Origin of the sequence: Rhizobium sp. 268, assembly GCF_036571585.1 — a bacterium.
In the GTDB taxonomy this organism is placed as follows: Bacteria; Pseudomonadota; Alphaproteobacteria; order Rhizobiales; family Rhizobiaceae; genus Rhizobium; species Rhizobium redzepovicii.
In genome coordinates, this window is record NZ_JAPPSO010000001.1 from 132,771 (window position 1) to 153,343 (window position 20,573).

Sequence of the window (20,573 nt, forward strand, 5' to 3'; positions counted from 1 at the left end):
ATGTCCAATATCGACCAGACTGCGGCCATCCCCGCCACCAGCTCCCTCCTGCGCCTCTTCCTGCCCGAGCACCTGCCGGCAACGTTGATGCTTGCCGGCGGCGTTATGCTTTACGCGGTCGAGAGCTACATCACGGCGACCATCGCGCCTTCGATCGTGCGTGATATCGGCGGGCTGGCGCTGTTTTCCTGGGTCACCAGCCTGTTCGTCGCCGCCGCCGTGCTCGGCTCGATTTTCGTCGCCATGCGCCCGCGGGGGATCGGGCTTCGCGCCATCTATGTGATCGCCGCGCTGGTCTTCGGCGTCGGCAGCCTGATCGCCGCAGCCGCGCCGTCCATGCCGGTGGTGCTGGTCGGACGCGCGGTGCAGGGTCTCGGTACCGGAGCGCTTGCCGCGCTTGGCTATGCCTTCATCCGCTTCGTCTATCCCGAGCCGTTATGGACAAAGGCGTCGACGCTCTATGCGGCGATCTGGGGTGTGGCGACCGTTATCGGGCCGACGCTTGGCGGCTTTTTCTCCGCCGGCAGCAACTGGCGCTACGCCTTCATCGTGCTGATGCCGCTCGGCCTGGTGATGGCGGTTCTGGCGCCGCGGCTGTTGCCCGAGGTCGAAGACGACCGCGAGCAGGCGAAAACGCCGATTGCCCAGATCGGGCTGCTGCTCGGCGCCGTGCTGATGGTCGGCACCGCCGGGACGATCGAGGTGACGGCCGCGAAAATTGGCCTGATCGCGGCATCGATCGCTGCGGTCGGCGGCATGCTCCTCATCGAAAGTCGAAGCCCGAACCGGCTGCTGCCCTCCGGCGCGGTCAGCCTTTCCAGGCCGATTGCGCGTGTCTACCTGACGATGCTGGCCATGACCGTCGTGCTCGTCAGCGACGTATTCATTCCCTATTTCCTGCAGGTGCTGCACGGGGTGACGCCGCTTGTTTCAGGTTATCTGGTGGCACTTGTCGCCCTCGGCTGGACGTTTTCGGCTTTCCTCAGCGGCTCGCTGACCGGCGGTCGCGCGCAGGCGGCGATCGTTGCCGGCGCGCTCATCGAGGCGGCGGCGACCATTTCGCTGGCGGTCTTTCTCGTGCGCGACAATCCGCAGGCGCATATGCTCTTCATCGTGCCGGCGGCAGTCGGCATGTTCATGATGGGCTTCGGCGTCGGGCTCGGCTGGACGCATCTCGTCGCCATGGTTCTGACGCTCGTCGCCGACAGCGAACTGGACAAGGCTTCGGCGGCGATCCCGACGATGAGTTCGCTCGGCGGCGCTTTCGGTGCTGCCTTTGCCGGCGTCATCGCCAATGGCGCCGGCCTCGTCGATCCGGGCGGCGTTGCCGGGGCGCTGTCGGCAGCCTACTGGCTCTATCTGCTGATTGCGCTGCCCGGCGTTCTCGCCATCGGCGTGTCACTGTCACTTAGAACAGGATGATTTTAGGCCCGGTTGGCCCAAAATCTGAATCCTGTTCTAAATTAAAGAGTTAGAGCATGATATCATGAGAAAACCGCTCACACTTTTCGGCATCATGCTCTAGCCGACGCTGAGCATGATCTTACCAACATGGCTGCCGTCTTCCATCAGCCGATGGGCTGCGACGACCTCTTCGAAGGCGAAGACCTTGTGGATGACGGGGGCGATGGTGCCGGCGTCCAAAAGCGGCCAGACCTCGGAGAGCAGATCGTCGCGAATGGCGCGTTTTTCCTCCGCCGTGCGCGGGCGCATGGTGGAACCGGTGACCGTCAGGCGCTTGACCATGATCGGCGACAGATTGACCTTTTCGGCAACAGCCCCGCCGAGGAAGGCGATGATCGACAGGCAGCCGTCTTTTCCGAGCGAGGCGAGGTTGCGCTCGAAATAGGCGGCGCCGATCATATCGAGAATGAAATCGACGCCCTGGCCGGTCTCGGTCTTGATCACCTCGGCGAAATCCTCGCGTCTGTAGTTGATCGCACGTTTGGCGCCGAGCCTTTCGCAGGCCGCGCATTTCTCGCTTGAACCGGCCGTCGCATAGACCTCGGCGCCGAAAGCGCGGGCGAGCTGGATCGCCGTCGTGCCGATGCCGCTGGAGCCGCCATGGATCAGCACGGTCTCGCCTTCGGTCAGCCCGGCCATCTGGAAGAGATTGGCCCAGACGGTGAAGAAGGTTTCGGGAAGGGCCGCGGCCTTCACCGCGTCATAACCCTTGGGAAAGGGCAGGATCTGGCCGGCCGGCAGCAGGCAATATTCGGCATAGGCGCCGCCATTAGCGAGGCCGCAGATCTTGTCGCCGACGCCGTAGCCGCTAACGCCAGGGCCAATCTCAACGATTTCGCCTGACAGTTCCAGGCCAAGGATCGGGCTTGCATCCCTGGGCGCGGGATAGCTGCCCTGGCGCTGGGCGACATCGGGGCGGTTGACGCCGATCGCCTCGGCGCGCACGAGAACCTGCCCCTCACCGGGCACCGGCAGCGGGCGTCTGCCGATCGTCATCACCTCCGGGGCGCCGAAGGACTTGAGATCGATGAAACGCATTTCCTGGGGCAGTGACATGGCGCGACCCTCCCTGATCGGAACCAGGAAATAAGTCAGCCCCGCGGGCTTGGGAAGGCTTGATGTGGCAAGGGCGTCAATTCGCCTCGCCCAGCAAGTGAAAGACGAGACCTTCGTCGCTCTCCTTGGCGGCCGACTTGATGACGGCGATCTCAGCGCTGACGCGGTTGATATCGTCGATGACCAGGCCTTTCGGCAGTTCGATGACGCCGATCGAGCAGCGCATCAGCGGAAACAGCGCCTCGACGCCGGCGCGATCGTGTCCGAGGATTCGGCCGGCGGCGCGGTGCTCTTCGGAATAGAGATCGAGCACGTCGTCGTGAAAATCGCTGATCAGCCGGTCGAGGATCTCGGTCAGCTCCTCCTGCGTCCAGCCGACGACGCCGATGAAGAAATCGTCGCCGCCGACATGGCCGAGAAAATGGCGCTCGGCGAAGAAATAGCGGCGCATCAGCGCGGCAAACAGCGAGATCGCATGATCGCCGAGATGGAAGCCGTAAGCATCGTTGAATGGCTTGAAATTATCAAAGTCGCAGTAGCAGAAATGGCGGACCTCATCGCCGTCGCGGCCGGACTGGCGCATGAAATCGCGGATGGCGCGATTGCCCGGCAGGCCGGTCAGCGGGTTCTGATCCTGGGCGGTCTTCAGCTGCTTCTCGTTGATGACCTTGATCAGCGAGGCGGCGGAGACGACGCCGGCATAACGCATATTGTCGGTGAGGATCAGGCAGTTGCTGCCTTCCATATTGGCGAAGATCGCCATCAGTTGCTCGGCATCGCTGTCGAGGCCGACGATCGGGGCCATTTCGACGAAATGCGAGATGCTGCGCTCATACATCTTGTTCTTCAAGAGATCGCGGCCGAAGGGCTGGTAGATATATTCCTTAAGGTGCTGCTCGTGAATGATGCCACGCGGCTCGCTATTGGCGTTGAGCACGGGAAAGAAAGCCTGGCGCGGATTGCGGCGGAAGAGTTCGAAGACGCTGTCGATGCTGTCGTTCTCGTAAACCGTCGGCAGGAGTTCGATCTGCTTGCGGATGAGGATTTCGTCGAGCGATTGGCTGCCTCGCTTGGTTTTTCCGAGCTCCTGCAGATGCGGGAAGGACGGCGCCAGCTCCGACATATGCGTCGTCGGGCGGGAGATGAACCAGCCCTGGACGAGGTCGACGCCATATTCGCGGCAGGCGATGAATTCGGCCTCGGTCTCGATGCCTTCGGCGATGACGCGGGTGCCGAGCACATGGGCGATGTTGACGATGCTCTTCAAAAGATGGCGCTTGCGGGAGCTGCGGTCGAGCTCGGCGACGAAATGGCGGTCGATCTTCAGGTAATCGACGGCATAGTCGCAAAGCAGCTTCATCTCGCCGTGACCGACGCCGAAATCGTCGATCGCCAGCTTGAAACCTGCCTTGCGCAGCTTGGAAACGAGCGCGGCAAATTCCGGCACGCTGGTGTTGTCGAAACGTTCGGAGAATTCGAAGCAGACGGAGGACGGCGGAATATTGGCCTTCCGCAGGTGCTGCAGCAGGCTCTCGACCAAGCGTTCGCCATGCGGGATGAGCCGGACATCGAGATTGAGGAACAGCGTCGAGGTGGAGAAATTCGACAGGGTGGCGAATTTGGCGAGCGCGCGGCTCGCCAGCATCTGTTCGAGCTGCAGCAGTTGGCCGGCCTGATGGGCCTCGTCGAGAATGTCGACCGGGGTGTCGAAGCCGATACGCTCCTGGCCGCGCATCAGGGATTCGTAACCGAACACCGTGCCGGTGCCGGCCTCGACGATCGACTGAAAGGCGTTCTCGACCACGAGCTTGGCAAGCGTGACGATCTGGTCGCTGGCATAGCGGCGCAGGACGCCGGGCTCGACGGTGGCAGCCAGGGAAGTCCCGCTCTTCATTTGGCTGATCTCCACTGTGACTTGTTCTTCTTGGTCAGAAAGATGCCCCGGAAGGATCAATGAACCCTTTCGCCAATATGAAAGTTTTGTGAAAGATGCAGGGCACGACCACGCGTTCCGCGTTCATCTTGAATTTCATAATACAATCAGGCGCTTAATCAGGCGGAGCGGCGGCGCTCTGCCTCGTGATCAGCGAACATGTCGGCGACGCATCTGCCGCCGGACGGAGCGCCCTCGTCGTCGAGGACATCGTCGCGGAATTCGTTGAGCTTGCGGGCGGTGTCCCAGAGGCGGAGCGCCTCGCGGACGACCTCGCTGCTCGAGGCATAGCCGCCTGTGTCGACGGCGGCGCGGATGCCCGCTGCCTGTTGCGGAGAGATGGAAACGGTGACCATCGGCATGAACTTCCTCCCTTTTTTATTGAGGCAGAACCCTGCCTTTGGGGGACGCATGACCATTTGCGGCTATCGCACACAGGACCACCCGCTTTTGGCGATCGGTCCATACCCCTTTAGTCTAATCCCCTGTCATGCCCTTGTCAAAATAGGCGTATCAAAAAGGCTTCAGCCGCGCATGCCGAGGCCGAAGGCAATCATGGTCGAGCCCTGGATGATGAGATCGACGGCCAGGAACAGACCGAGGATCCAGAGGCTGTTCACCGGCCAGCCCAGCGCGATGACGAAGCCGGCCAGGGCCGTCATGACGCCGCTGGTCGCGATCCAGCGCCAGCCCTTCAGCGGCCGCATCCGCATCCCGACCCAGAGACGGAAAATGCCGGCCACCAGCAGCGCAATGGCCAGAAACAAAGTCAAGGCCGCCGAGGTGAAGATAGGATTGATGAAGGCGCAGATGCCGGCAAGCACGTAAAGCACACCGCTCAGAGCCCAGAAGAGCACTTGATCCCAACGGCGCACCTGAAAAGCGTGGATGAGATAGATGACGCCACCCGCCAGCATGAGCATGCCGACATAAAAGACCGAAGCGACGGTCGCCATTAGCAGGTTGCTAAGAGCGATGAGGCCACAGATTAGAAGCAGCACGCCGAGGCCGAGGAACCAGACCCATTTCGACCGTAGCGGGGATCCGGGCATTTCGTTGAAGACGCTGGTCATGGCACACCTCCTGATCAACTTTGAATATGTTGCGCCCGTTTCTCCGGAAAAGATCTGCGCGAAATCAATTCGGTCAATATTTTTGTTGATTGATCAGTCAATCAAAAATATCCTTATCGAAAATGCGTGAGGAGTTGGCGCTTTGCCGAAAGTCGGAATGGAGCCGGTGCGTCGCAAGGCGCTCGTTGATGCGGCGCTGCGGGTGATCGGCGATCACGGCTCGCTTGCCGTCACCATGTCCGACATCGCCCGCCAGGCTGGCGTGTCGCCGGCCCTTGCCCATCATTATTTCGGCAGCAAGGAACAATTGCTGATCGAGACGATCCGCTCGCTTCTTAGGCAATTGCGCAGCGATACGGTGGCGGCGCTGATAGCAGCGCAGACGCCGCGCGCCCGGCTTTCGGCCGTCATCCGTGTCAACTTCCACGCCGACCAGTTCGCGCCAGACACGATCGCCGCCTGGCTTGCCTTTTACGCCGAAGCGCAGCGCTCGGAGGAGACGCGGCGTTTCCTGGTGATCTATGCCCGCCGGCTGCGCTCCAACCTGCTTGCCGATCTCAAGGCGCTGCTGCCGGCCGACGCCGCAGAACGCATCGCCGAGGGCGCTGCGGCGATGATCGACGGGCTCTACATCAGGCAAAGTCTGAAATCGGCACCGATCGGCATCGAAGCCTCGATCGCACTGACAGAGGATTATCTGAATGCGCTTCTGGCCGCCACCTTCCCTTCCAGCCGAGATGGGACAACCACATCGAACATCCAAGGACAAATGACATGAAAGCCCAGCCGAGAGCCTCGCACTTCATCGACGGCGAATATGTCGAGGACACCGACGGGACCGTCATCGAGAGCCTCTATCCGGCGACCGGCGAGGTGATCGCCCGGCTACATGCCGCAACGCCCGCGATTGTCGAGAAGGCGATTGCCGCGGCCAGACGCGCCCAGCCGGAATGGGCGGCGATGAGCCCGATGGCGCGCGGACGCATTCTCAAACGCGCCGCCGACATCATGCGCGAGCGAAACCGGGCGTTGTCGGAACTGGAAACGCTCGATACCGGCAAGCCGATCCAGGAGACGATCGTCGCCGATCCGACCTCGGGCGCCGATGCCTTCGAATTCTTCGGCGGTGTCGCACCGGCCGGCCTCAATGGTTCGCATATCCCGCTCGGCCAGGATTTTGCCTACACCAAGCGGGTGCCGCTCGGCGTCTGCGTCGGCATCGGCGCCTGGAACTATCCGCAGCAGATCGCCTGCTGGAAGGCTGCGCCGGCGCTCATCTGCGGCAATGCCATGGTTTTCAAGCCCTCGGAAAACACGCCGCTCGGCGCCTTGAAGATTGCCGAGATCCTGCACGAGGCGGGGCTGCCGAAGGGGCTTTTCAACGTCATCCAGGGCGACCGCGATACCGGGCCGCTGCTCGTCAACCATCCCGATGTCGCCAAGGTGTCGCTGACCGGATCGGTGCCGACCGGGCGCCGGGTGGCGGCGGCGGCGGCCGGCAATCTCAAGCATGTGACGATGGAACTCGGCGGCAAGTCGCCGCTCATCGTCTTCGACGACGCCGATCTCGATTCGGCGGTCGGCGGCGCCATGCTCGGCAATTTCTATTCCACCGGCCAGGTCTGCTCGAACGGCACCCGCGTCTTCGTGCAGAAGGGGGTCAAGACCGAGTTCCTGAAGCGGCTGAAGGCGCGCACCGAGGCGATGCTGATCGGCGATCCGCTTGATGAGGCGACGCAGATCGGCCCGATGGTTTCCTGGGCACAGCGCGAGAAGGTGGTCGCCTATATCGAAAAGGGCAAGGCCGAGGGCGCAACGCTTGTCGCCGGCGGCGGTATTCCCAACAACGTTTCCGGCGAAGGCTATTATGTGCAGCCGACGGTGTTTGCCGACGTAACCGACGACATGACCATCGCCCGCGAGGAGATCTTCGGGCCGGTGATGTCGGTGCTCGATTTCGACGATGAGGACGAGGTCATCACACGCGCCAATGCCAGCGAATTCGGCCTGTCAGGCGGCGTCTTCACCGCCGACCTCACCCGCGCCCACCGCGTCGTCGACCGGCTGGAGGCCGGCACGCTGTGGATCAACACCTATAATCTCTGCCCGGTGGAAATCCCCTTCGGCGGCTCGAAACAATCCGGCTTCGGCCGCGAGAATTCGCTGGCGGCGCTGGAGCATTATTCCGAGCTGAAGACGGTTTACGTCGGCATGGGGCCGGTGGCGGCGCCTTATTGAGAGTGAGAAGACCCCTCCCCAACCCCTCCCCACGAGGGGGAGGGGCTAGAATGCCGCACCGGTTTTGCCTCCCCTCGATCGCACCATTTGCGGCGCTGATTTCGGAGTGAGGCAGTGCCGCAGGTTAAGCCCCTCCCCTTGTGGGAGGGGTTTGGGGCGGGGTCTTGATGTCCCGAAGTCTTCGGGGACCGTGCAAAGGAATTTAAGGGAACGCCATGCAAGCAGATTTCGTCATCATCGGCTCGGGCTCGGCGGGGTCCGCCCTCGCCTATCGCCTGTCGGAAGACGGCAAGAATTCCGTTCTCGTCATCGAGGCGGGCGGCAGCGATTTCGGGCCGTTCATCCAGATGCCAGCGGCGCTTGCCTGGCCGATGAGCATGAAGCGCTATAATTGGGGTTATCTGTCCGAGCCGGAACCCAACCTCAACAACCGGCGCATCACTGCGCCGCGCGGCAAGGTGATCGGCGGCTCCTCCTCGATCAACGGCATGGTCTATGTGCGCGGCCACGCCGAGGACTTCAACCGGTGGGAGGAGCTTGGCGCCGGCGGCTGGGCCTATGCCGACGTTCTCCCCTATTTCAAGCGGATGGAGCATTCGCATGGCGGCGAGGAGGGCTGGCGCGGTACAAACGGGCCGCTGCATGTCCAGCGCGGCGGTTTCACCAATCCGCTGTTTCGCGCCTTTGTCGAGGCCGGCAAGCAGGCGGGCTTCGAGACGACCGAGGATTATAACGGCAGCAAGCAGGAAGGCTTCGGGCTGATGGAGCAGACCATCTTTTCCGGCCGCCGCTGGTCTGCCGCCAATGCCTATCTGAAACCGGCGCTGAAGCGGGACAATGTCAATATCGTCTACGGCTTTGCGCAGAGGATCTTGATCGAGGACGGACGGGCGACCGGCGTCGAGATCGAACGCAACGGCAAAATAGAGGTGGTGAAGGCGAACCGCGAGGTGATCGTCTCAGCCTCCTCGTTCAATTCGCCGAAGCTCTTGATGCTGTCGGGCATCGGTCCCGGCCAACATCTGCAGGACATGGGCATTACGGTGAAGGTCGACCGGCCGGGCGTCGGCGCCAATCTGCAGGACCATATGGAGTTCTATTTCCAGCAGGTCAGCACCAAGCCGGTGTCGCTCTATTCCTGGCTGCCGTGGTTCTGGCAGGGCGTGGCCGGCGCACAATGGCTGCTCTCGCGCGGCGGGCTCGGCGCCTCCAACCAGTTCGAGGCCTGCGCCTTCCTGCGCTCCGCCCCTGGGCTGAAGCAGCCCGACATCCAGTATCACTTCCTGCCGGTGGCGATCAGCTATGACGGCAAGGCGGCGGCCAAGAGCCACGGCTTCCAGGTGCATGTCGGCTACAACCTGTCGAAGTCGCGCGGCAGCGTGACGCTGCGTTCGGCCGACCCCAAGGCCGATCCGGTGCTGCGCTTCAACTATATGAGCCATGCCGAGGATTGGGAGAAGTTCCGCCACTGTGTGCGCCTCACCCGCGAGATCTTCGGCCAGAGCGCCTTCAACGACTATCGCGGGCCGGAGATCCAGCCGGGCGAAGGTGTGCAGAGCGACGCGCAGATCGACGCCTTCCTGCGCGAACATCTGGAAAGCGCCTATCACCCCTGCGGCACATGCAAGATGGGCGCCAAGGACGATCCGATGGCGGTGGTCGATCCGCAGACCCGGGTGATCGGCGTCGATGGCCTACGCGTCGCCGACAGCTCGATCTTCCCGCACGTCACCTACGGCAATCTGAACGGCCCCTCGATCATGACCGGCGAGAAGGCCGCCGACCACATCCTCGGCAAACAGCCGCTGGCGCGCTCCAACCAGGAGCCATGGGTCAATCCCAGGGCGGCGGTCAGCGATCGGTGATGGCTGGAGATATGGTGCGGATCGAAGACTGGTAGGGGCGGCGATTTCCGACGAAAGAGGTGGTTCTTTCCCCGCAAACCGGTTTAGGAAGAAGCTCTGTTCAACTTCCGCTCCCGGCATGTCAGTGTTGTATCGCAAGTCCCGACTTCTTCGCCGCTCCCGTGTTCTCTGGGGTTCCCTCGCACTCTGGCGCCCACGGCTGATCTTCTGGTTCGGCGCTTGCGCGATCGGCATCATCAGCGTCGGCTTTGCCAGGCTGGCCGATCTCGCCCAACGCGCCTTTGCCGACATAACAGCCTCCGGCGAATGGGGCTTTCTGCTGCCGCTCGTCGTCACGCCGCTCGGTTTCATGCTGTCGGCCTATCTCGCCGCACGGTATTTCCCGAACGCGCAGGGCAGCGGCATTCCGCAGGCGATCGCCGCCCGGCATCTGCGCGATCCGGAAGACCGAACCCGCCTGCTGTCGCTGCGGCTGGTCTTCGGCAAGATCGTGCTGACGGTGCTCGGGCTGCTCAGCGGCGCATCGATCGGCCGCGAGGGACCGACCGTGCAGGTGGGCGCATCGATCATGCTGGCGGTCGCTCGCTTCGGCGGCATGGCGCAAGCCCGCGGGCTGATCCTTGCCGGTTCTGCGGCCGGCATCGCCGCCGCCTTCAACACGCCGCTCGCCGGCATCGTCTTCGCGATTGAGGAGATGAGCCGCACCTATGAATCGCGCGCCAACGGACTGGTTCTGACCGCCGTCATCCTGTCCGGCCTTGCCGCGCTCGGGCTCGCCGGCAGCTATAATTATTTCGGCTCGACATCCGTTGCGCCGGCATCGCTGCGCGACTGGGAACTGGTGCTCGTCTGCGGCATCGGCGGCGGCGCCCTTGGCGCTGCATTCAGCGGGCTGGCGCTCTATGCCGGCCAGCATGTGCGCCGCTTTGCGCAGCCGCAACCGCTGCGGCGGATGGTAATGCTGGCGGCCGTCTGCGGCCTCGCCGTCGCCGCCGTCGGCATTCTGTCGGGTGGTACGACCTTCGGCACCGGCTACGACCAGGCGAAGGGTGCCGTCGAGGGCAATCCCCTGCCCCTGCTTTTCTTCCTCGAAAAGCTTGTTGCCGGCTTCCTGTCGATGATTTCGGGAATCCCGGGCGGCATCTTCGCGCCCTCACTCGCCATCGGCGCCGGCTTCGGCAGCACGGTCGGCCAATTGATGGGCAGTGGCATCGCCCTTGCGGCGATCCTCGGCATGGCCGGATATTTCTCCGGCGTCGTACAGGCGCCGATGACGGCCTTCGTCATCATCCTCGAGATGACCGGGGATCACGAGGCGGTCATCCCGATCATGGCAGTGTCGATGATCGGCTACATCACCTCGCGCCTGCTATCGCGCGAGCCGCTCTATCACGGCTTGTCGCGCGTCTTCATTGCCGCGGCGATCCGGGCACGGCGCGCCAGGGAACTGGCGGAAAGCTAATCACGCCACCAGGCGTGACGTCGGCCCAAGGCATCGATTGCGGTCACTCGGCAGGGCGATTTGCCGGACTCTCCGGCTCTGCTCCAAACTCCGCAACGACGAATGAGATGATGCTTCGCACGCGTGGCGTCATGCGCCGATCCCGGTGGTAGACGAGTGACATAGGCCGCTCACGCAGATGCCAATCGGGGAAGAGCTGGACGAGAAGGCCGGCCCGGATATCCGAAGCCAGCAGGATGGCAGGCTGCATAACGACACCCAATCCGGCACGAGCGGCCATGCGCACGGCCTGACCGCTATTGACGGTGATCGACAATCTGGGCGCGACCTCGACCTCATCCTTGCCTTTCGACAGCCTCCAGGGCGAGCGCGCCGCCGGGGTGAAACCAATGGTTTCGTGGCCGGAAAGCGCGCTTGGATGGGCAGGATTTCCATGTCGAGCGAGGTAATCCGGTGACGCGCAAATCATCATTCGATAGGGAGCGAGCTGACGCGCGATGAGGCGGCTGTCGGGCAGGTCCCCGATGCGGATCGCGATGTCGAAACCTTCCTCGACGATATCGACGTTACGATCGGTCAAGGTAATATCCAGCATCACCTCGGGAGCGATCTCTCGGTAGCGTTGCAAAGCCGGCATCAGCACCTCCGCCCCGAACGTCGCCGGCGCCGTGACCTTCAAGAGGCCGCGCGGTTTCGTCTGCGATGCCTCGGCGTCCTGATCCGCAATAGCCACCCGCTCCAGAATATCCCGGCACTGCTCGACATAGCTCTTGCCGAAATCCGTCAGGCTCTGCCGACGCGTGGTTCGGTTGAGGAGGCGCGTACCCAGCCGTTCCTCCAGTGCGGCGACGTGTTGCCCGACCATTGCCGGCGAGATGCCAAGCTTGCCCGATGCTGCGCTCATCGAGCCTTCCTGGACGGTTGTGACAAATACCTGCATGGAACGAAAGAGACCCATTCAATACTTCTGCTTTTAAATGATCGCGTATTTTCCCCAATTATCATGAGTAAGTGCTCGAATTACAACCGCCTCGACGCAATCATTCAAGGAGCACGACATGACGCGAACGCGGTTCATCGGCAAAACGGTTCTCATTACAGGTGCTGGAACGGGGATGGGCCGGGCTGCCGCCCTTCGCCTAGTGGCGGAAGGAGCCGAGCTCGTCCTCGTCGGACGCCGCCCCGAGCCGATCAATCGACTGCTTGGAGAGATCGAGGCATCAGGCGGTGCGGCCATCGCAATTGCCGGCGATATCGCCGACAATGAAGCCGTCGCCGCGATTGTCGAGAAGACGATCGCACGCTTCGGACGGCTGGATGCGGTCTTTGCCAATGCCGGAGTTCTCGGCGAATTCAAACCGTTGGCAGTGACGGATGGAGACGATTTCGACGCGCTGATCGACACCAATCTCAAGGGCACCTTCTTCACGATCAAACACTGCCTGCCCTTCCTGGAAGGCGGCAGCATTCTCATCAACGCCTCGTGGACAGCAGCCGGCGTGATGCCGGGTGCTGGAGCCTATGCCAGCACGAAGGGGGCGTTGCTTGCGATGATGCGGACCCTGGCGGCGGAGCAAGGACCTCGCAACGTCAGGATCAATGCCATCAATCCAGGGATTATTCTCACACCCATGGCGGATGATGTTATCGATCCGGCTTTTGCTGCAAGGCTAGCCGCCCACACACCGCTTCGGCGAAATGGAACGTCAGAAGATATCGCAGGTACTGTCGCCTGGTTGCTTTCCCATGATGCCGCCTTCGTCACCGGGCAAGAAATCACCGTCGATGGCGGCTATACGCTAGGAGGTCTACGCCCGTAGGGTGGAGATACCGGTCTCGCTGCCCCAGCAAAAGACGCGCGACCGCACCGGGGATAGCCGGCCAAAGCCGCTTAGGCCAGCAGCCGGGTGACTTCGGCGCCGTGTCTTGGGCCGACGGCGTCGGCGATGGTTGTCGAGAACAGCACCTTGCGGGTGGCGTCGGCGACCTTGGCGAAGACGTGACGGATCTGGCAGTTCTGTTCGCCGTCGCAATCGTCGCACCGGCGGTAGGCGGTGATCGACAGGCACGGCAGCGGCGCGATCGGGCCGTCGATGATGCGCAGGATCTCGCCGAAGGTGATGGTGTGGGCGGGCTTCAGCAAGAGATAACCGCCCTGCTTGCCGCGACGGCTGACGACGATGCCGTGATGCTTCAGGTCGAGCAGGATCTGTTCGAGGAACTTTTTCGGGATCTTCTGCTGGGCGGCGATATCGGAAATCATCACCGGTTCGTCGGCATCGGCATCCGCCAGAACCGTCAGCGCCCGCAGCGCATATTTCGCCTTTTGCGTAATCATCTCAGACCATCGACACACAGGCGGCGCGAATCTCCGCGCCGCTACGGAATTACTTTCGCCTCTATGGCACAACCAGCATGAACGGAATTTGAACGCGCCGGAGAAAGCCTTGAGGACTAAGCGTTTTCGGCCTTGTTTTTCCCTCTCGGCCGAACTGTCACAATCTACGCTTAAACCGCCCTTTCTGCACCTTTTTCGGCATCACTTCAGATTTCGGATTGACAGGCCGCGTGTAACTCTACTATTTTTATAGACATACTAGCTATTCGCGGGGATTTTTGTCCTCGGGCGGCTGTTTTTTTGCATTGCGGCAGCTTCGGAGAGATATTTGCTCCTCTGGCCGCAGCTTTCGAAATCCCTTTTTCTGTCCGATCCAGGATTGAACTGCGATACTCCCGTCAACAAAGGACAGGATTCTCATGACTGTTATCAATACGATTGCGGAAGAAGGGCCCATTGCCGAAGCCGAGGCGCTGAACGACAAGCTGGCAGGTCTCGACCTGGCCGGACGTCTGTCGCTGGTCTCCGGCCTCGGGGGCCGCGTGGTGTTCACCACCTCGCTCGGCATCGAGGACCAGGTGATCACCGCCGAGATCGGCACGCACCGCCTGCCGATCGATATTGCGACGCTGCAGACCGGCCGGCTGTTTGCCGAGACGCTGTCGCTGATTACCGAGACGGAAAGCCAGTACGACGTAAAGATCCAGCGCTACGAGCCCGAGAAGGCCGATATCGACGCCTATGCGGCGCAGTATGGCCTCAACGGTTTCTACGAGAGCGTCGAAGCCAGGCATGCCTGTTGTGGCGTGCGCAAGCTGAAGCCGCTTGCGCGCGCACTCGAAGGGGCAACGATCTGGATCACCGGCCTGCGCCGCGGCCAATCGGCCAACCGCGCCGAGACGCCCTTTGCCGAATACGACGCCGAACGGCACCTCTTGAAGGTCAATCCGCTCGCCGATTGGGACTTGGAGGCGATCAAGGCCTTCGTGTCCGACAACGGCGTTCCGGTCAATCCGCTGCATGCCCGCGGCTATCCCTCGATCGGCTGCGAGCCCTGCACCCGGGCGATCAAGCCCGGCGAGCCGGAACGCGCCGGTCGCTGGTGGTGGGAGCAGGACGAGACGCGCGAATGCGGCCTGCATGTCGCCGAAGAGGCCGCCGTCATCGCCGCACAATAATCAACTTCACGGCTTACCGAACCCGGGCGCGGCCACCGCCGCAGCCTTGGGAAAGCCAGCATCAGGAACTGCTTTGCGGCGAACCGCAAAGGATCGACAGTCTGGAGTAAAACATGCCCGATAGCCGTCCGGATACGGAACTCAGCAATCCCCAGAGCGCCAAGGCGCCACTCGACCCGCATCTGAAGGCGCTGGAAAACGAATCCATCCATATCTTTCGCGAGGTCGCGGCCGAATTCGAGCGTCCCGTCATGCTCTATTCGATCGGCAAGGACTCCTCGGTGCTGCTGCATCTGGCGCGCAAGGCCTTCTATCCCGGCCGCGTGCCCTTCCCGCTCCTGCATGTGAACACCGGCTGGAAATTCCGGGAGATGATCGCTTTCCGCGACGAGACCGCTAGGAAGTACGATCTCGACCTGATCGAGCACATCAATCCGCGCGGTGCGGCCGAAAACATCACGCCCTTCACCCATGGATCGGCTGCCTTCACCGACATCATGAAGACCGAGGGCCTCCGCCAGGCGCTCGATGCCGGCCAGTTCGACGCCGCCTTCGGCGGCGCGCGGCGCGACGAGGAAGCCAGCCGCGCCAAGGAGCGCATCTATTCCTTCCGCACGCCCGACCATCGCTGGGACCCGCGCAACCAGCGGCCGGAACTCTGGAACGTCTATAACGGCATGATCCGCAAGGGCGAGAGCGTCCGCGCCTTCCCGCTGTCGAACTGGACGGAGGTCGATATCTGGCGCTACATCCAGGCCGAGGACATTCCGCTGGTGCCGCTCTATTACGCCAAGAAGCGGCCCTTCGTTGAGCGCGACGGCATGATGATCCTGGCCGAGGATCCGCGTCTCGAACTGCTGCCCGGCGAAGTGCGCCAGGAGGGCATGATCCGCTTCCGCACGCTCGGCGACTTCCCGCTGACCGGCGCCATCCGCTCACAGGCCACCACCCTCGAAGAGGTGATTGCCGAACTCGAAATCGCAACGGTGTCCGAACGCCAGGGCCGCGCCATCGACCGCGACCAGTCCGGCTCCATGGAAAAGAAGAAGCGTGAAGGATATTTCTGAGATGACCGCAGCCCAAACCGCCGTCTCGGCCGCCACCGTCGTCAGCCTGCCCGCCGCCGAGCCGCAGAAGGCCCAGCGCGACACGCGCCCGCTGCGCCTGATTACCTGCGGCAGCGTCGATGACGGCAAGTCGACCCTGATCGGCCGCCTGCTCTGGGACACCAAGGCGGTCAAGGAAGACCAGGCCGCCACGCTGCAGCGCGATTCCACCGGCAAGCAGAACGATCTCGGCCTGCCCGACTTCGCGCTGTTGCTCGACGGCCTGCAGGCCGAGCGCGAGCAGGGCATCACCATCGATGTCGCCTATCGCTATTTCTCGACCGACAAGCGCTCCTTCATCGTCGCCGACACGCCCGGCCACGAGCAATATACCCGCAACATGGCGACCGGCGCCTCGACCGCCGATCTCGCCATCCTGCTGGTCGACGCGCGCTTCGGCATTCTCGAGCAGACACGCCGTCACGCGACGATCGCTTCGCTGCTCGGGATCAAGCAATTCGTGCTTGCCGTCAACAAGATCGACCTGACGGGCTACGACCGCGCCGGCTTCGACAAGATCAGCCATGAATTCCGGGAATTTGCGCTGTCGCTCGGCGTCAAGCAGATCACCGCCATTCCGATGTCGGCGCTGAAGGGCGAAAACGTCGTCTATTCCGGCCAGGCCGCCATGCCTTGGTACAGCGGCCCGACACTGGTGGAGACGCTGGAGCTTGCGACCGTGCGCTCGTCGCAGACGGTCGGCTTCCGCCTGTCGGTGCAGCGCGTCTCGCGCCCGGGCGAAAGCTTCCGCGGCTATCAGGGCACGGTTGCCGGCGGCTCGGTCAAGCCGGGCGACAGCGTCATGATCCTGCCATCCGGCATGGTCGCCAATGTCTCCAAGATCGTTACCTTCGATCTGGTGCGCAACGCTGCCGTCGCCGGTGATGCGATCACCCTGGTGCTCGATCGCCAGGTCGATGTGGCGCGCGGCGACATGATCGTCTCGATCGACGCTCAGCCGCAGGTCGGCCTTGCTTTCGACGCGCAGATCGTCGCGCTGCAGCCCGAGGGCATTGAGCCCGGCAAACGCTACTGGCTGAAGAGCGGTTCGCGGCGCCAGCGCGTCCAGGTGCAGCCGCTCAGCCAGCTCGAGCTGAAGACCGGCACCTGGACTGCCGCCCAGCGGCTCTACATGAACGCTATCGGCAAAGTCCGGCTTGTCTTCGACGAAGCGGCGATCTTCGACCCCTATGAGCAGAACCGGCTGTCCGGCTCCTTCATCCTGATCGACCCGGAGACCAACAACACGGTCGCCGGCGGCATGGTGACAGGCAAGCGCACGGAACTCGGCGGCCTGCACAATGGCGAAGGCCGCGTCATCCTCTCGCTCCCGGCCGATCTTGCCGAGCAGATCATGGCCAGCGAACTCTTCGCCAGCCGCAGCCATGAAGCCGAGGTGCGCCGCATGACGGCGGCCGAAGCAGCCGACCTCTGGTCGAGCGCTGCAAGCGATATCTGATGAGAGATAAGGGGCCAGCAAAACTGGCCCCTTCTGTGAGGCCGAACCCGCAGGCTGCGGACTGGCGGATTCCTCGCGAACGGCGCTGTCGCATTTCAGCGTTGAAATCGAGCAGATCCTCGGACGTTGCACGCCGGCTTTCGGCCCGAAGCGGCCAAACTCCTAAAGCTCTTTTTTCATGCATGCCGTTACCCCGGAACCGCTGCACACTTCCGGGCGACATGCATTAGCCTTAAGGCCTTTGCCTTGTCCGGCATTTTTCAAGCCACTTAGGCGGGATCAGATTAATCGCAAGACCCTGCTCTCAGAGTTGACCCGACACCATCTTCATGATGAGCGTAATACGTTGAGCCCGGAAAGTGGGTCTTATCCTGCCGTGACGTTCAAGCTCCGCCAAACCGTGAAGTGCCGCCCAGAAAGTTTCGGTAGCGGTATCTACATCCTGAGAGAACGGCGCGATCACCGTCGCCATGGCTCCGAAGCCATCGCGAAGTTGGGCTGGCGTGTCGGATCTGGCGAAGTGGAGCCCAGTCGGCAGGACGAACATCGCCTCGTACATCGCAGGGCAAGCGAAAGCGAAATCGAGATAGGCGGCTGCGACGTCTTCCACTCGCGCCTTTGACGTGGACGATGGGTGGATCGCAGCGCGGAGCGTCGCAGCCAATTCGCCGAAGCCTTCAAGCGCGACTGCTCCGACGATCTGATCGCGATTTTCGAAATGCGAATAGAGAACTGGCTGGCTGTATTCTATCTCCTCGGCGAGACGCCGGATGGTGACGGCAGCCCAGCCGTCGCGTTCTGCGATCGTCCGTGCAGCTACGACGATCCTGCGTTCACGGTCGACCCGCTCTCGAGCCTTGCGTTCGCTGATACCCACCCCAGTGCCCCAATCTTCATGCGCGCGATTTTTCCTGGCGCGAAATTATCAAAAGGAACATTGATTGACAAACTAGCATTGCTAGATTAAATAACGTTGATATATCGAAAAGACCTAGACGGGACTTCCAATGAATATTTTCACAAGCACATCATTCGGTACCATCTTCATCTGGCTGGCCGCCGGCGCGTTTCTCGTCGGCGCCATCGTCAATGCAAGTGGACATCCGAAAATCCGCATGGGTTTCGTGCGACTTGGATTTCCTTTCTGGTGGTGCTGGGTCACGGCCGCCTTCGAGCTCGTAACTGCGGTGCTTTTGGTGATAGCCGGCACCCGATATATCGGGGTCGCGTTGGGCGTCTCGATTATGCTCGCCGCGATCGTAGCCATTGTTCGTATCAGGAACTATCGGGAGCTCCCGCCACCTCTCGCGTTCCTGTTGCTCCTGGCACTGGCGAGTGTCACCGGCCATGCCTGAATATCGCGCGGTACAGTGCCATCCAGATGAAACCTGGGCGTACGGCCCCAAAAGTCTCCATCGCCAGACGTCGGTTGTCGCCCAATCCCCTGTCATCGCCCCCCTAGAAGACGGTGTCGGTCGGAGCGAACTCCTGCGGCAGCGCAAATCGTATCCGGATGAATACGACAATTTCGGCGCTCGACATCACCTTCCATCATCGACAAATGCTCGAGATTTCGGCAATGCTGAGTGAGCCGAGCGTTGGCTGCCATCGGCTGGCCACCGAGACTATTATCAACCTCGTTTCGTGGCGGCCGTCTCCCAGCTGGAGTCTGGAACTATTGACGATCGATACTGTTTCAGCTGTGACTTTGGCATACTGCTGACGTGCCCTCCTCGCTGGGTTAGCCTCGATTTTAGGAGACGCATCATGAAGATTTCGTCCGGATTTCGTTCAGTCGCGGCTGCGGTTATCGCAGCAGCAGGAATCAGCGCTGCTGGCGCCGCGTATGCCGACGACGGTAAGATCAGTTTCTCAGTCTACAAGGCGGCCTTCTTTGTGGGTGGTTCTGGAGGCGAGGGCATGCTGACCTTTCATGGTCGCCGCTATCCCATCTCTGTCGGCGGCATCTCGGGCGGCCTCGCCTTCGGAGCTTCTAAGACCTATTTCCGTGGTACCGTTCACCATATTCGCCGCGCCCAAGATGTGACGGGGGTATACGGTGCGGCGGGCGGTGGCGGCGCCGTCGGCAAAGGGGCCCAGGTGATCGTCATGACCAACGACAAGGGCGCCCAACTCGAACTCTCAGGCAAGCAGGTAGGCCTGCAGGTCAACGCCGATCTTAGCGGTATTGCCATCACGGTAAAGTAAGAGCCGTCGCTCCGTTCGTCGTCCCTGCAATCGGCCGCCCCGACGATCAGAAGCGCGCCTTCGTTTGAGAAGCGACCAAGGCCGCCGTCGAACGCTGGCGTGCCGCCGGAATCGCTGGAGATCTGGCAAATCGGAGATCGCCTAAGGATTCCTGGGCGGTCGGTGGCAAGCTGAAATCTGCTGCTTGAGCCATGACCCACAGCATTGAAGGCTTGAGCTGCGGGAGCGGCCAGAGACCAACAAAGAAAATTGAGCTGGGGGGACTGAAAACGAACTTTCTCAATTCACGATTCGCCGTTTACCGCTTGCCCGCGGGCTCAAGTGGGGCCATTCTTAGATCGGATCCTGGCGGTGCGGTAAAACGAGAGGTCAGGTCTGCAACGCTCAATCTCGACCTCGAAACACTCGACGTGGCGCCTTTTCTCGACTGATCCCCGAGCGAGGAGGTTGTCCATGTCCACGCCCTATGTCGACCATCCGCTACAACCGGGCGACCGGGTCCCGAACGTTGAGTTCGATGCGATCTCGCGCGAGGGGAAGATCGCACTTGATGATTTTCGTGGCCGCAGCCCATTGTTGATCGGTTTGTTTCGAGGCCTGCATTGCCCGTTCTGCCGGCGCCATGTCGCGGCCATGGCATACCTCAACCCGATGCTGCGTGAGAAAGGCGTCCAATCCCTGGCCGTGGTAAACACCCCGGTCGAACGCGCGCGGCTCTATTTCCGTTACCACCCGATATCCGATCTTCTTGCTGCTTCCGACCCGGCACGGGCTTCGCACCAAGCCTTCGGCTTACGCGAGATCGGGATCGACGCGGCCATGGCGATACGGATCGATCTTCCGGGCGAGTTGCCCGAGCCGATGAGCGTGATGGCAATGGACGAATTTCTCAACGAGAAGGAAGGATATCAAGTTACGGCAGCCGATGAGCAGATGATGACTGCCGACCACGGGCAGCTTGTCGGTCAGTTCTTGATAGACCGGGAGGGCATCGTGCGCTGGAGCTTCACTGAAGTTCTGGAGGCCGGGCTGCAGACATTCAAGGCACCGAATTCCCAGGAATTGATGTCGGCAGCTTCCCAAGTCGCACTTTAACATCAAAAAACGCGCTCGACGCCCACCGCGCGGTTGCGCAGTGGGTTGCTGGCCATTTACGACTGGGCGGAAGATCATCAAAACGACCTGTCCGAGGC

At 62.0% G+C, this 20,573-nt stretch carries 18 protein-coding genes and 1 pseudogene; 12 read left to right on the forward strand and 7 right to left on the reverse strand.

What is annotated here, in order from left to right:
• Positions 1-1,422, forward strand: coding sequence for an MFS transporter (locus OS035_RS00750; protein WP_331813232.1), 1,422 nt, complete (start codon positions 1-3; stop codon positions 1,420-1,422).
• A 99-nt stretch (positions 1,423-1,521) separates the two neighbouring features.
• On the opposite strand, the gene OS035_RS00755 is transcribed toward OS035_RS00750, so the two are convergent.
• The 4 genes and pseudogenes from OS035_RS00755 to OS035_RS00770 form a co-directional block, all read right to left on the reverse strand.
• Positions 1,522-2,520 (reverse strand): NAD(P)H-quinone oxidoreductase, encoded by a 999-nt coding sequence (locus OS035_RS00755; protein WP_331813233.1) that lies wholly within the window; start codon positions 2,518-2,520, stop codon positions 1,522-1,524.
• Between the two features lie 76 nt (positions 2,521-2,596).
• Positions 2,597-4,458 (reverse strand): annotated as a pseudogene (locus OS035_RS00760) (GGDEF domain-containing protein).
• A 114-nt stretch (positions 4,459-4,572) separates the two neighbouring features.
• Positions 4,573-4,815, reverse strand: a complete 243-nt coding sequence (locus tag OS035_RS00765; protein ID WP_003587881.1) for a ribbon-helix-helix domain-containing protein — start codon at positions 4,813-4,815, stop codon at positions 4,573-4,575.
• Positions 4,816-4,977: 162 nt separating this feature from the next.
• The gene (locus OS035_RS00770) at positions 4,978-5,526 is read right to left on the reverse strand and encodes an HdeD family acid-resistance protein (RefSeq protein ID WP_097627514.1); all 549 of its coding nucleotides are present in this window, start codon (positions 5,524-5,526) and stop codon (positions 4,978-4,980) included.
• A gap of 157 nt (positions 5,527-5,683) precedes the next feature.
• On the opposite strand from OS035_RS00770, the gene betI reads away from it, so the two are divergent.
• From betI to OS035_RS00790, 4 genes are all read left to right on the forward strand, one after another.
• The gene (betI, locus tag OS035_RS00775) at positions 5,684-6,304 is read left to right on the forward strand and encodes a transcriptional regulator BetI (RefSeq protein WP_239620427.1); all 621 of its coding nucleotides are present in this window, start codon (positions 5,684-5,686) and stop codon (positions 6,302-6,304) included.
• Positions 6,301-7,764, forward strand: a complete 1,464-nt coding sequence (gene betB / locus OS035_RS00780) for a betaine-aldehyde dehydrogenase (RefSeq protein ID WP_097627509.1) — start codon at positions 6,301-6,303, stop codon at positions 7,762-7,764. Before betI ends, betB begins: the two co-directional genes overlap by 4 nt.
• Before the next feature lie 215 nt (positions 7,765-7,979).
• On the forward strand, positions 7,980-9,629 hold the full coding sequence (betA, locus tag OS035_RS00785; protein WP_097627507.1) for a choline dehydrogenase: 1,650 nt from the start codon (positions 7,980-7,982) through the stop codon (positions 9,627-9,629).
• 118 nt (positions 9,630-9,747) lie between these two features.
• Positions 9,748-11,091: a chloride channel protein gene (locus OS035_RS00790; protein WP_097627505.1), complete on the forward strand. Its 1,344-nt coding sequence runs from the start codon at positions 9,748-9,750 to the stop codon at positions 11,089-11,091.
• A 43-nt stretch (positions 11,092-11,134) separates the two neighbouring features.
• Here the strand turns inward: OS035_RS00790 and OS035_RS00795 are convergent, their stop codons facing one another.
• Positions 11,135-12,049, reverse strand: a complete 915-nt coding sequence (locus OS035_RS00795; protein WP_183852007.1) for a LysR family transcriptional regulator — start codon at positions 12,047-12,049, stop codon at positions 11,135-11,137.
• Positions 12,050-12,149: 100 nt separating this feature from the next.
• Between OS035_RS00795 and OS035_RS00800 the strand changes: the two genes are divergently transcribed.
• Positions 12,150-12,911, forward strand: a complete 762-nt coding sequence (locus OS035_RS00800) for an SDR family NAD(P)-dependent oxidoreductase (protein WP_310803878.1) — start codon at positions 12,150-12,152, stop codon at positions 12,909-12,911.
• A gap of 71 nt (positions 12,912-12,982) precedes the next feature.
• Here the strand turns inward: OS035_RS00800 and OS035_RS00805 are convergent, their stop codons facing one another.
• On the reverse strand, positions 12,983-13,429 hold the full coding sequence (locus tag OS035_RS00805; protein WP_003569590.1) for an RrF2 family transcriptional regulator: 447 nt from the start codon (positions 13,427-13,429) through the stop codon (positions 12,983-12,985).
• Positions 13,430-13,848: 419 nt separating this feature from the next.
• Here OS035_RS00805 and OS035_RS00810 point away from each other — a divergent pair, with 419 nt between their 5' ends.
• The 3 genes from OS035_RS00810 to cysN all read left to right on the forward strand — a co-directional run bounded on the left by OS035_RS00810 (position 13,849) and on the right by cysN (position 17,172).
• Entirely contained in the window at positions 13,849-14,607 is a 759-nt protein-coding gene (locus tag OS035_RS00810; RefSeq protein WP_097627499.1) for a phosphoadenylyl-sulfate reductase, read from the forward strand.
• A 113-nt stretch (positions 14,608-14,720) separates the two neighbouring features.
• Complete coding sequence (cysD, locus tag OS035_RS00815) at positions 14,721-15,674, forward strand: sulfate adenylyltransferase subunit CysD (protein ID WP_064837453.1); 954 nt, start codon at positions 14,721-14,723, stop codon at positions 15,672-15,674.
• A 1-nt stretch (position 15,675) separates the two neighbouring features.
• On the forward strand, positions 15,676-17,172 hold the full coding sequence (gene cysN, locus OS035_RS00820; protein ID WP_097627497.1) for a sulfate adenylyltransferase subunit CysN: 1,497 nt from the start codon (positions 15,676-15,678) through the stop codon (positions 17,170-17,172).
• 304 nt (positions 17,173-17,476) lie between these two features.
• Here cysN and OS035_RS00825 read toward each other — a convergent pair whose 3' ends face one another.
• Complete coding sequence (locus tag OS035_RS00825) at positions 17,477-18,049, reverse strand: TetR/AcrR family transcriptional regulator (RefSeq protein WP_097627495.1); 573 nt, start codon at positions 18,047-18,049, stop codon at positions 17,477-17,479.
• Positions 18,050-18,179: 130 nt separating this feature from the next.
• Between OS035_RS00825 and OS035_RS00830 the strand changes: the two genes are divergently transcribed.
• The 3 genes from OS035_RS00830 (at position 18,180) to OS035_RS00840 (ending at position 20,475) form a co-directional block, all read left to right on the forward strand.
• Complete coding sequence (locus tag OS035_RS00830) at positions 18,180-18,527, forward strand: DoxX family protein (RefSeq protein ID WP_183852013.1); 348 nt, start codon at positions 18,180-18,182, stop codon at positions 18,525-18,527.
• A gap of 412 nt (positions 18,528-18,939) precedes the next feature.
• A complete protein-coding gene (locus OS035_RS00835) occupies positions 18,940-19,380 on the forward strand; it encodes a hypothetical protein (protein ID WP_097627491.1) in 441 nt (146 codons plus the stop codon).
• Between the two features lie 453 nt (positions 19,381-19,833).
• Positions 19,834-20,475 (forward strand): peroxiredoxin-like family protein, encoded by a 642-nt coding sequence (locus OS035_RS00840; RefSeq protein ID WP_310806716.1) that lies wholly within the window; start codon positions 19,834-19,836, stop codon positions 20,473-20,475.
• Positions 20,476-20,573 lie beyond the last annotated feature (98 nt).